We start from the raw sequence: 12236 nt of genomic DNA on the forward strand, positions 1-12236 counted from the left end.
GCTCGACACCCCTTCGGAGAGGAGATTTGAAGCATGGCAACCACTTGGGATGCAGATGAGGCGAAACTGTCGCGGTCGTCCGGCGGTAGAATTGTGCGGGCAGGTTCTCGCCTGGTAAAACCGGCTGGCTCCGTTGGCCCGCGAGCCAGGCGCAGGTTAGGCCCCGGACCGGCGATCCCTTTCGGACTGCAGATCGGGCCGGCATTACTCGTCTTGACCTGGGTCGTCGGCTCGGCGCTCGGATGGATCGACCCGCGTATTCTGTCGGCGCCGTGGACGGTGGCCGAGGCTTTCGTAAGGCTCATTGAGCAGGGTCGCCTGCAGGATAACTTCGTGACGTCGGCGACACGCGCCCTGCTCGGCCTTAGCATCGGTTTGCTGATCGGCACGATCCTGGCGTTGATCGCCGGCCTTTCCCGGATCGGCGAAGCCCTGATCGACGGGCCGGTGCAGATCAAGCGCGCGATACCGACGCTGGCCCTGATCCCTTTGTTGATCCTGTGGTTCGGCATCGGCGAGAGCATGAAGGTTACGACCATCGCGCTTGCCGTGATCGTGCCGATTTATATCCACACCCACAACGCGCTCCGCAGCATCGACAGCCGTTATGTCGAGCTGGCCGAAACCCTGCGGATGGGCCAGAAGGACTTCATCCTTCAGGTCGTGCTGCCGGGTGCTTTGCCGGGTTTCCTTCTGGGTCTGCGGTTTGCCGTCACCCTCTGCTGGGTTTCTCTCGTCGTGGTCGAGCAGATCAACGCCACCAGCGGGCTCGGTTACATGATCGATCTTGCCCGAAATTACGGGCAGACCGACGTCATTCTCGTCGGCCTGGTGGTCTATGTGCTGCTCGGTCTCGTCTCGGACGGTCTCGTCCGCCTGCTTGAACGGAGGGCCCTCTCATGGCGCCGCACCCTGGCAAACTGAAGCCTGCAAACAAAGCCGTCCACGTGCGAGACCTCGCACGGCGGTTTGCGACGAAGACGATCCTCGACGGCGTCGATCTCGATATCGAGGAAGGCGAATTCGTTGCCCTGCTTGGCCGCAGCGGCTCCGGCAAAAGCACGTTCCTCAGGGCTCTTGCCGGTCTCGATCACGGTGTCGAGGGAACGGGCACCCTCGAGACGCCGGAGAGCCTTTCGGTGGTTTTCCAGGATGCCCGCCTGCTGCCGTGGCGCACCGTCATCCAGAACGTCACGCTCGGCTTGACCGGCGCCTCCGGCCAGGAGGCCGGGCGGAAGGCTTTGGCGGAGGTAGGACTTGCAGGTCGGGAAACGGCGTGGCCGAACCAGCTTTCGGGTGGCGAGCAGCAGAGGGTCGCGCTTGCCCGTTCGCTGGTGCGCGAACCGGCCCTGCTTCTCGCCGATGAGCCGTTCGGCGCTCTCGACGCACTGACCCGGCTGAAAATGCACGATCTGCTGCGGGAGTTGTGCGCAAGACATCGTCCTGCCGTGCTGCTCGTCACCCACGACGTCGACGAGGCGATTTCGCTGGCCGACCGGATACTGGTTCTCGACGAAGGGCGCCTCATCGAGGATCTCAAGATCGATCTGCCGACGCCGCGTGATCACGGCGATCCGCGCTTTGCTCAAACCCGCATCCATCTCCTCAGCCGGCTCGGGGTCGAGCTTCCGGGCCGCAAGGCCGCCTGACATCAGCAACAGTTCAATTTGATGAGGATAAGCCAATGAGCATATCGAAAAGGCAAATGCGGCTTGGCGCATTCATCATGGCGACCGGCCATCATATCGCCGCCTGGCGCCATGCGCAGGCACAGGCCGATGCCGGCCTCAATATCGATCACTACCGCGAGCTCGCCCAGACCGCCGAACGCGGCAAATTCGATCTCGTCTTCGTCGCCGACAGTCCGGCTGGATGGGACCGCGCCAAGGATCCCGAAGCGCTTCGTCGCACCGCCCAGGGCGCGCATTTCGAGCCGCTGACCCTCTGGGCGGCCCTCTCCCAGGTGACCAAACATATCGGCTTCGTCGCCACGGCATCGACGACCTACGAGGACCCCTACCTTCTCGCCCGCAGGTTCGCGTCGCTGGACTATATTTCCAAGGGTCGCGCCGCCTGGAACGTCGTCACGACGGGTGCGGATGTTTCGAAGAATTTTTCAATCGCGGGCCATCCTGCCCATGCCGATCGTTATGAGCGGGCCGAGGAATTCGTCGATCTGGTGAAGGGCCTGTGGGATTCTTATGAGGACGATGCCTTTATCCGCGACAAGGAAAGCGGGGTCTATCTCGATCCTGACAAGGTGCACCTCGTCGATCACAAGGGCAAGTTCTTCTCGGTGGCCGGTCCGCTCAACGTCGGCCGCCCGGTGCAGGGCTATCCTGTCATCGTGCAGGCCGGCGCATCGGAACCGGGGCGCGAACTGGCCGCCCGCACCGCCGAGATGATCTTTACTGCCAACCAGACCTTCGAGGATGCGCAAGAATTCTATTCCGACGTCAAAGGGCGGCTCGCCCGCTACGGACGCCGGCCGGACGAACTGCTGATCAGTCCCGGCATATTCCCGGTGCTCGGCGGCACGGAAGCGGAAGCCCGGGCGAATTACGACCATCTCCAATCGCTGGTTCATCCCTCCATCGCCTGGAATATCCTTGCGCGCCACTACAAGGGCGTCGATCTTTCCGGCTACTCGCTGGACGATCCCGCCCCTCCCCTGCCTGATAATACCGAACTCAACAAAAGCCGCCTCAAGCTGGTTTCCGATCTGGTATCGCGCAACAATCTGACGCTGCGCCAGTTCTACCTGGCGGTCGCCACCGCTCGTGGCCACCGGACGGTGGTTGGAACACCCGAGCAGATCGCCGATGCGATGCAAAGCTGGTTCGAGAACGGTGCTGCCGACGCCTTCAACATCATGCCGCCGATCCTGCCCACCGCTTTGACCGATTTCGTCGATCAGGTCGTCCCGATCCTGCGCAAGCGCGGCCTGTTCCGGCACGAATACGAAGGCACGACGCTGCGGGAAAACCTTGGCCTTCAACGCCCGCCAAATGGCTTTGTGGTTCAGGCGGGGCAGCAGCAGGCGCAGGCAGCCGTATGATCTCTAGAGGGGCCTTCCTCCCCCTCGTTTTGTTCCAATCACACACAGAACCGCAGCATCGCATGAGCAATAATTCCGAATTTCTTTGGTATATTCCGAACGACGTCAAAGCCGGTCATCGCGGTGATTCCGCCGTCGAGAACCACAACAGCCTGGATACGCTGACCAGCCAAGCAAGGGCGCTGGAAGAGCATGGCTGGAAGGGCGCGCTCATCGGCACCGGTTGGGGCCGCCCCGACACGTTCACCGTTGCGGCCTCGCTCGCCGCCCGGACCACCACCTTCGAGCCGCTCATTGCGATCCGCCCAGGCTATTGGCGACCGGCGAACTTCGCTTCCGCAGCGGCGACGCTGGACCATCTGACTGGCGGCCGCGTGCGGATCAACATCGTGTCTGGCAAGGACAACCTGGCTGCCTACGGCGACAGCGAGGGTGATCAGGCACACCGTTATGCCAGGACCAAGGAGTTCATGCGGCTGGTCCGCAGATTATGGACCGAAGAAAACGTCACATCCGCGGGCGAGAACTTCCGCGTCGCTGAATCCACCGTGGTGCCACGCATCCAGGTTCGCGACGACCGTCGGCACCCCAAATTCTATTTTGGCGGCGCTTCGGAGGCGGCCGAGCGGGTGGCCGCCACCGAGGCCGATGTCCAGCTCTTCTGGGGCGAGCCGCTCGAGGGTGTCCGCGAACGGATCGCGCGGCTCAAGGCGTTGAGCCGGGAGCTGGACCGCGACCTCCCGCCGCTGGAGTTCGGCCTGCGGATCACGACGCTGGTCCGCGACACCACGGAACAGGCATGGACTGACGCCGAGGCGAAGGTCGCCGAGATGGCGAGAAGCAAGGGCAGCGGCTGGCACGATCACCAGCGGGTGCTCGCCGTCGGCCAGCAGCGGCTGCTCGATCTGCACGAGCGCGGCGACGTCCTCGACGACAACCTCTATACCGCGCCGGGCAAATTCGGCGGCGGCGGAGCCGGCACCACCTGGCTGGTCGGGTCGGCGGAAGACGTCGCCCGCTCGCTGCGCAAATACCAGGATCTCGGCATCACCCACTTCGTGCTGTCCGACACGCCCTATCTCTCCGAAATCAAGCGGCAGGGCGATCAGCTGCTTCCGCTGCTACGTAGCTGAGGCGGGAGCACCAGAGCTGCGGCACCGCAGCTGCAATTCATGCCAACTGCCGAGACCTTTCGGCAAATCACTAGCCGATGCAAGAACGGCGTCGGCTAGTCGCAGGCAAGCCGCAGCGCCTTGTTATGCAGGGGAGTGCGAGGATTTCGCAACCACCGGGAGAGCGCTCCTCAAATAGTCCATCCGAAAAACGCAAATGCTATCCAGATATGGCGATATAGCATGCTCCGTCGGGTCCGTTTACACTCTCTAAAATATATTCCGCTAATTTTTTGGATATCGGGACGACGTTCTTTGAGGTTCGTCAGCTCCGCCATGATGGCGGGTCAGGCGCCCGAATTTCGCATGAAATCGGCTTTTATTGCTTTGACGGATGTCCCGTATCTCAAGCGCGATTCCGGGCACCGAGGTGCCTGTCGGATGCACTCGGAGACACCGAGGCTCTGCATTCGAACGAGATATGACAAGCAATCCTGGCTGCCGAGACATCCTTCCAACAAACCTCACCGCGAGGGGAGAGTGCATATGAAGAATATCATGAGTTTCGGGGTTGTGGCGCGCTTGGCGCTTGGCTTCAGCGTTCTCCTTTTGCTGATGGTCGGCTTGACCATCTATTCGACGGAGAAAGTTGCGCAGATCAACGATAAGCTTGGAACCATCAACGACGTCAACAGCGTGAAGCAGCGGTTTGCCATCAACTATCGCGGCAGCGTGCATGACCGGGCGATCGCTATTCGCGACGTCACTCTGGTGACGTCTGACGATGAACGGAAGACCGCCGAGGCATTGATCGAAAAGCTGGCAGCGTCTTACGCCGAGAATGAAAAGCGCATGGCGGATATGGTTGCTTCTCCGGCCGGCGCGACGGAACAGGAAAAGACCATTCTCGGTGAGATTGCAGACATCCAGGCGAAGACCAATCCTTTGGTCGCCCAGATCATTGCGCTGCAGGAGAAAGGCGACGGCGAGGCCGCTCGCAAGATCCTGCTCGAACAGGCCCGGCCGGCCTTCGTTGCCTGGCTTGGCGCCATCAACAAATTCATCGACTACCAGGAAGCGCTGAACAAATCGATTGGCGGCGAGGTTCGCAGCACGGCAAGCGGCTTCAAGCCATTGGCCCTGACCGCGCTTGGCATTGCGGCTGTTCTTTCACTGGTTGCCGCCGCCGTGACCGCACGCACGATCGTCGGCCCGCTGGCAAAACTTCAGCTTTCGCTGAAAGCGATGGCCGACGGCAATCTTAACGGCGATCGTCGCCTCGAAGCGCGCGGCGACGAGATCGGCAAGCTTGCACGGGCGGTAGCGGGGCTGCGCGACGCAATTTCGGCAAAGGCCGAACGGGAAGCCGACGCCGAGGCGAAGCGAGCCGTGTCGGAGCGGCATCGGCTCGAGCAGGATGCCGATGAACGCCGTACGCTCGTCGAGCAGACGGACAAGGCTGTCGGCCAGCTTGGCGACGCGCTGCAGGCGCTGGCTGATGGCGACCTTACACAGCAGATCGGCACTCCGTTCATTCCGTCCTTGGAAAAGCTGAGAGCCGACTTCAATTCCGCGGTCGAAAAGCTCCGTGCCGCCATGCAGAAGGTTGCTCAGAACGCCAGCGCCATCGCGGGCGGTGCACAGGAGATCCGCTCCGCCTCGGACGATCTCGCCAAGCGGACCGAACAGCAGGCAGCCTCGGTCGAGGAAACCGCCGCTGCTCTGGAAGAGATTACGACCACCGTTGCCGACTCGAGCAACAAGGCTCAGGAAGCCGGCCAGCTCGTTCGCAAGACGAAGGACAGCGCGGAGCGCTCTGGCAGCGTCGTTCGGGATGCGGTCGACGCCATGGGCAAGATCGAATCCTCCGCCACCGAAATCGGCAGCATCATCGGCGTTATCGATGAAATCGCGTTCCAGACCAATCTGCTGGCGCTGAATGCCGGCGTCGAAGCCGCCCGTGCCGGTGACGCAGGCAAGGGCTTTGCCGTCGTGGCTCAGGAAGTGCGTGAATTGGCGCAACGTTCTGCCAAGGCGGCAAAAGAAATCAAGGAACTGATCAACGCTTCGAATGGCCACGTCAAAAGCGGCGTTGCCCTGGTTGGCGAGACCGGAAAGGCGCTGAAGGAGATTGCCGAGCAGGTACAGCAGGTCGACGGCAATGTGGGCGCCATCGTCGGCGCCTCGCAAGAGCAGGCGACCGGGCTGAAAGAGATCAATACCGCCGTCAACAGGATGGATCAGGGCACACAGCAGAACGCCGCCATGGTGGAAGAAGCCACAGCGGCGGCTCATAACCTTGCCAAGGAAGCCGACGCGCTGTTCCAGCTGCTGGGCCAGTTCAACATTGGCGGAGCGGTGGCACCGAAACGCGTATCGCCGCCCGCTGCCGCAGCGCCTCGCGCCCAACCGGCGCCCTCGCCCGCGCGTCAGATGATTGCCAAAGTGGGCAAGTCGTTCCAGACGAATGGGAATGCGGCATTGGCCGGCGATTGGGAAGAGTTTTAAGTCGCTCTGATCTCTTTCCGGCTGATACTGGAAAGCAAAGCCGAATGATTTTTGCGAAGGGCAGCGTTTGCTGCCCTTCGCATTTGCATCTTATGCCCGGGCCGGAGCCTTGGCCGGAAGCAAGGCGTTGACCACGACCGCAACGGCGATGTTGGCCGCAAGCGCCAGCAGTCCTGTGTAGACGGTGAAGGGTTCGCCGCCGAGGCTGATCAGATGCAGAGGCTTCCAACCGGCATCCCAGACGAGGAAAGTGCCGCCGCCGAAGCCGACGAACCAGCCGGCAAGCAGAGCGGGTGCACGGAACCAGTTGGTATAGAGGCCGAAGACCAGCGCCGGAAGCGTCTGCAGGATCCAGATGCCGCCGAGCAGCTGCAGGTCGAGGGCGAATTGCGTCGGCAGGAAGATGATGACGAGAAGCGCCCCGATCTTCACGACGAGCGAGGTGATCTTTGCGACCTTCGCCTCGCCCGCATCGCTGACATCAGGATCGACATAGGCTTTCCAGAAATTGCGGGTGAAGAGGTTGGCGGCGCCGATGCTCATCACCGCTGCCGGCACCAGCGCACCGATGGCGATCGCCGCAAAGGCAAAGCCTGAGAACCAGCCTGAAAACAGCGTTTTGAACAGCGTCGGAACAACGTCATTGGCGCTGTCGAGCTTCAGGTTGGCGGCATGCCCCATATAGCCGAGCAGCGCCAGAAGGCCGAGCAGCAGCGTATAGGCGGGCAGCATGATCGCATTTTTGCGGATCGTTTTGCCGCTGTTGGAGGCAAAGATGCCGGTCAGCGTATGCGGATACATGAAGGCCGCGAGCGCCGAACCCAAGGCGAGCGTGGCATAGGCGACATACTGATTGCCGCCGAGCAGCAGGTTGCCGGAACCCTTGGCCTGGAAAGCCGCATCGGCCGAGGCGAAGACATTCGCGTAACCTCCGAGTTTCGACGGGATCAGTGCGACGGCGGCGATCACGACGATATAGATCATGATGTCCTTGACGAAGGCAATCAGCGCCGGCGCGCGAAGGCCCGCGGAGTAGGTGTAGAGCGCCAGCACGATGAAGGCGATCGCCAGCGGCAATTCGCCATGCAGCCCGAGCGCCTTCAGCACCGCCGTCATGCCGACGAGCTGGAGGGCAATATAGGGCATGGTGGCGATGACGCCTGTTGCCGCCACGGCAAGTTCGAGCCCGCGCGATCCATATTGACCATGGACCACGTCGCCAGCCGTCACATAGCCGAAATCCTTGGCGCGTTTCCACAGCACAGGCATGACCATGAAGACGAAGGGATAGACGACGATGGTGTAGGGCAGCGCGAAGAAGCCGTAGGCGCCGACCGTGTAGACCAGCGCCGGGACGGCGATCACGGTGTAGGCGGTATAGAAATCGCCGCCGACCAGGAACCAGGTGATCCATGTGCCGAAGTTGCGTCCGCCGAGGCCCCATTCGTCTATACTCGCCAGCGTTTCCGGCTTACGCCAACGAGAGGCAACGAAGCCCATGACGGTGACGAGCACGAAAAAGAAGATGAAGACGGCAAGCGCCGTGCCGTTGATGTCAGTCGTCATGGCGAGTGCTCCGATAGGCGATCCAGGTCAGCGCTGCGGTGATCGGCACCCAGAGAAGCTGATACCAATAGAAGAAGGGAAAGCCGAAAAGAGATGGCTCGCGGACATTGTAAAATGGTGGCCAGAGCAGACCTAGATAGGGAATGACAAGCAGCCAGAGCGCTGCCTTGCTACGTGGTTTTTCCATGTCGGGATACCTTTCAGGCGCCGCGTCGGCGGTCGCCATGTTCCAGTTGTCGGCGTGGAAGGCAGGTCTGTCAGCCGGCGGCCGCGGCAGGCCCGGCTCGGGTCGCTCGAGGTTTTCCGACCGATCGGAAGCTGATGTAACGCATGTGAATTCCTCCCAACGGCTCGCACTTGGCCAGCCGTGGATGAGTCCTATGGCGGTGGTTTTGTTCTCACAAGATGGGCGCGGCGCTGAAATGCCGGGGCCTACCCAGAAGTGGGTAGACGCGATTTACCCGGTTTTCGAGACGATGCCGTGATCGAGCGCATAGCGGATGAGGCCCGCTGTGGTGGCGATACCGAGCTTCTTCTTGAGGTTCTTGCGATGGGTTTCCGCTGTGGCGGAGGTGATCCCGAGCGTTTCGGCGATCTCCTTGTTGCTTCTGCCGGCAACGATCAGCCCGAGAATGTCGCGTTCGCGCGGGGTCAGGGGATCGCTACCCTCCTCGGCGCGTTCGCCCATCAGCGCGTCGAAGACGCCGGACGAGAAATATGTCCCCCCGCCCGCCACGGTCTCGATGGCCGAGACGATCTCGTCTGTCGAAACGTCCTTCAGGATGTAACCGGCAGCGCCATGCATGACCGAGGAGGAAATATACTCGCGGCTGTCATGCATGGAGAGCATCACGACCCGCGCCTGGGGAAGTTCGTTCCTGAACAACTCGATCGCATCGATGCCGCTCAGCTTCGGCATGTTGATGTCCATCAGCACGACCTGCGGCAGAACTTGCCGGCCGATCTCCAGCCCCGTTTGCGCGAGCCCGGCCGTGCCGGCAACTTCGATATGGTCGAATGTTTCGAGCACCGCCTTCAACCCGTCCAGCACCAGCGGGTGGTTGTCGATCAAGAGCACCCTGATTTTCGGGCGTTCCGTCATGCCGCTTCTGCCCGCTTGCCGGCGGGACGATTGGCTGATTTCGGCAGCATTGCCGTCAGCGTCGTGCCGGTCTCGCTGCTGTTGATCAGCAGCAGGCCGCGGAAGTGGGCCATCCGCTCCTGCATGTTGCGCAGGCCGAGACCCGATCTGCCGGACAGGCCGTCCTTGGCGCCGTCGAAGCCAGTGCCATTGTCGGTGACCGTCATGCGGGCGCGGCCGTTGTCGCTCCAGACCTTGACCGCAAGCTTGGAGGCGCCCGAGTGGCGTTCGACATTGTTGAACGCTTCCTGTGCGACACGATAAAGCGCGGTATTGGCTTCGGCCTTCAGCGTGTCGGTGAAGCTTGAGGCGTCGATCTTCGTCTCGATGCCCGTCCGCTCGGCAAAGTGATAGCAGAGTGCCTCGAGCGCCGCCGTCAGGCCGAGGTCGTCGAGCACGCGCGGGCGCAGGTCGTGCGACAGCCGCCTGATTTCCTTGATGGCGCCGTTCAGCGCCTCGACACCGCGATCGATCGTCAGTGCTGCATCGTCGACATTGGTCCTCACCTTGCGGCCGGCAAGATCCATCGCATAGCGCACGCCGACGAGATTTTGGGAAATGCCGTCGTGCAACTCGCGCGCCAGCCGTGCGCGCTCTTCTTCCTGGGTATCGATGACCCGCTGCGTAAGGGCCTTGAGCCGGCTGTCGGCCATGCGGCGCTCGTGGAACGTCAGCAGCATGCAGGTGGTGAAAACGACGAGCACCGAAGGCACGGCGATCAGCGCGACGATGATAAAGGTCCGTTTTATGTTGGCGCGCATGCCGGCGTTGGCGGCGGCGCTTTGGGCAAAGACGTCATCCAGATAAACACCGGTGCCGACGACCCATTGCCATTTGTCGAGACTGACGACGAAGGAGAGCTTGTCTGCGATCTGTCCGGTCGATGGTTTCTGCCATTTGTACTGATGCAGGCCCCCGCCCGCTCTTGCCGTGGCGATCAGTTCGGCAATGACCTTGTCGCCATCCGGATCGGTAAGATCGAGCCAATTATGCCCATGCCGGAAACTCTGGCGCGGATGGACGATGTTGTTGCCGTCATAATCGTAGACAAAGAAATATCCGTCCTTGCCGTAGTCGAGCGAAGTCAGGATCGCCGCCACCTTTTGCTTGGCGGCTTCGTCGTCGGCACCGGCATTGTCATAGATCGTCTGGATGGCGGACAGGGCAAGGTTGGTCAGATTGAGGATCTCGGCTTCCTTGGTCTTCAGCATGTTCTGCTCGAACGTGTCGATGCTGTTCTTGGCGAGGTTTGCCGATTGCCAGGTGATGAAGGTGGTGATCGCAAGGATCGATATGACGAGCGGGACGATCGCCAATGCGATGATCTGGTGTCGTAACGTCAACGATCATTCCTCCCGAGAATTTGCGCCCGGAATTATGCCCTTTGTCAAATGTGAGTCCAGCGGCTTATCCGTGCGGCCGCGCCAGCACTAGTCCAGGGGCACGAACAGGCCGAGCTTGACGTCGCGCAGCACGACATTCGTGTGCATGCGGCGGATCTGCGGATTGTCAGCCATGATCAGTGCAGCGATGTCGTCATAATGCTCGACGTCGCGGGCGGTGACGATCGCGATCAGATCGACCGCGCCTGTGACGTAATAGACCTGTTGTATGTGATCCTGCTTCTCCGCCCAGAGGCGGAATTTCGCCAGCGCGTCGTAATTATCCCGCTCGATCTCCATCCCGACGATGAACACCATCGCTGTGCCCGTCGCCTTGCGGTCGACGACGGCCACCTCCGCCTTGATGATCCCTTCCTCGCGCAGCCGCTTCAACCGCCTCTGCACGGCCGAGACCGACAGTCCGATCCGCTCGGCAATCGTTTCGGCTTTCAGCTGGCAGTCGCGCTGAACGATATCGAGAATGTCACGGTCAAAACGATCCAGCTGTTCCATTGTCCAATCCTAATTCTCGCCGCAGCAATTCGCGCATTCTGCCGTACTTGCCGCACGAGGAAGATTATTTTGCATAAAATATGCAGAATAGATGAAAACTGCGCGAAAAAACCGCGTTATTTTATCATTATCCTTCGCAAATTCAATTCACCCGGAACCATGCATGCCAGATCAACCCTTTCCTGCTCTTCGCGTCGAAGATCTCCATAAAAGCTTCGGCTCGCAAGAGGTTCTCAAGGGTATCTCGACGCAGGCCGAAAAGTCCGATGTGATTTCGATCATCGGTTCGTCGGGCTCCGGCAAGAGCACTTTTCTCAGATGCATCAATTTCCTGGAAACGCCGGATCGTGGCCGCATTGCCGTGAACGGCGAGGAGATCGCGCTGAAGATGGGGCGGGGCGGCCGGCTGCAGCCGCGCAGTTGGCGGCAGATCGAACGGCTGCGGACCGGACTGGGGATGGTCTTCCAGAGTTTCAATCTCTGGGCTCATCGTACGGTGCTGGAAAACGTCATCGAGGCGCCGGTGCACGTCATGGGCATTTCGCGGCGCGAGGCCATCGAAAAGGCCGAGGCCCTGCTCCACAAGGTCGGGCTCTTCGATAAACGCGACGCCTACCCCGCTTTCCTCTCCGGCGGTCAGCAGCAACGCGCGGCGATTGCCCGGGCGCTCTGCGTCGACCCTGCTGTCATGCTGTTCGACGAGCCGACATCGGCGCTTGATCCGGAGCTGGTCGGCGAGGTCCTGAAGGTCATCCGCGATCTCGCGGAAGAAGGCCGGACCATGTTGATCGTCACGCATGAAATGCGCTTCGCGCGCGATGTCTCCAGCCGTGTTCTCTTTCTGCATCAGGGACGGATCGAGGAAGAAGGCCCGCCGGAGCAGATATTCGGGGCGCCGGTCAGCGCCCGCTGCCGGGAGTTCACCGGCCTCAGCGCCCACTGATGCACTTCGAGCT

At 61.3% G+C, this 12236-nt stretch carries 11 protein-coding genes; 6 read left to right on the plus strand and 5 right to left on the minus strand.

What is annotated here, in order from left to right; all coding sequences use genetic code 11:
* The first annotated feature begins 33 nt into the window (after positions 1-33).
* The 5 genes from AC244Q_RS36595 (at position 34) to AC244Q_RS36615 (ending at position 6678) form a co-directional block, all read left to right on the plus strand.
* A complete protein-coding gene (locus tag AC244Q_RS36595) occupies positions 34-924 on the plus strand; it encodes an ABC transporter permease (protein WP_003555500.1) in 891 nt (296 codons plus the stop codon).
* Positions 900-1649 (plus strand): ABC transporter ATP-binding protein, encoded by a 750-nt coding sequence (locus AC244Q_RS36600; protein WP_003555499.1) that lies wholly within the window; start codon positions 900-902, stop codon positions 1647-1649. Before AC244Q_RS36595 ends, AC244Q_RS36600 begins: the two co-directional genes overlap by 25 nt.
* Positions 1650-1684: 35 nt before the next feature.
* Positions 1685-3058: an LLM class flavin-dependent oxidoreductase gene (locus AC244Q_RS36605; protein WP_128406787.1), complete on the plus strand. Its 1374-nt coding sequence runs from the start codon at positions 1685-1687 to the stop codon at positions 3056-3058.
* A 62-nt stretch (positions 3059-3120) separates the two neighbouring features.
* Positions 3121-4191: an LLM class flavin-dependent oxidoreductase gene (locus AC244Q_RS36610; RefSeq protein WP_128406786.1), complete on the plus strand. Its 1071-nt coding sequence runs from the start codon at positions 3121-3123 to the stop codon at positions 4189-4191.
* A gap of 525 nt (positions 4192-4716) precedes the next feature.
* Positions 4717-6678: a HAMP domain-containing methyl-accepting chemotaxis protein gene (locus AC244Q_RS36615; RefSeq protein WP_128406785.1), complete on the plus strand. Its 1962-nt coding sequence runs from the start codon at positions 4717-4719 to the stop codon at positions 6676-6678.
* 90 nt (positions 6679-6768) lie between these two features.
* On the opposite strand, the gene mctP is transcribed toward AC244Q_RS36615, so the two are convergent.
* From mctP to AC244Q_RS36640, 5 genes are all read right to left on the minus strand, one after another.
* Positions 6769-8244: a monocarboxylate uptake permease MctP gene (gene mctP / locus AC244Q_RS36620; protein ID WP_003555493.1), complete on the minus strand. Its 1476-nt coding sequence runs from the start codon at positions 8242-8244 to the stop codon at positions 6769-6771.
* Positions 8234-8431 (minus strand): DUF3311 domain-containing protein, encoded by a 198-nt coding sequence (locus AC244Q_RS36625; protein WP_003555492.1) that lies wholly within the window; start codon positions 8429-8431, stop codon positions 8234-8236. The genes mctP and AC244Q_RS36625 overlap by 11 nt, the downstream gene beginning before the upstream one ends.
* Before the next feature lie 270 nt (positions 8432-8701).
* Complete coding sequence (gene mctR, locus AC244Q_RS36630) at positions 8702-9346, minus strand: two-component system response regulator MctR (RefSeq protein ID WP_012760663.1); 645 nt, start codon at positions 9344-9346, stop codon at positions 8702-8704.
* A complete protein-coding gene (gene mctS, locus AC244Q_RS36635) occupies positions 9343-10728 on the minus strand; it encodes a two-component system sensor histidine kinase MctS (protein WP_012760662.1) in 1386 nt (461 codons plus the stop codon). The genes mctR and mctS overlap by 4 nt, the downstream gene beginning before the upstream one ends.
* An 87-nt stretch (positions 10729-10815) precedes the next feature.
* Positions 10816-11280, minus strand: a complete 465-nt coding sequence (locus AC244Q_RS36640) for an Lrp/AsnC family transcriptional regulator (protein ID WP_003555489.1) — start codon at positions 11278-11280, stop codon at positions 10816-10818.
* Positions 11281-11443: 163 nt separating this feature from the next.
* On the opposite strand from AC244Q_RS36640, the gene AC244Q_RS36645 reads away from it, so the two are divergent.
* Positions 11444-12223: an ABC transporter ATP-binding protein gene (locus tag AC244Q_RS36645; RefSeq protein ID WP_020487187.1), complete on the plus strand. Its 780-nt coding sequence runs from the start codon at positions 11444-11446 to the stop codon at positions 12221-12223.
* The last annotated feature ends 13 nt before the right edge of the window (positions 12224-12236 follow it).

It is taken from the genome of Rhizobium sp. CB2179 (assembly GCF_057653455.1).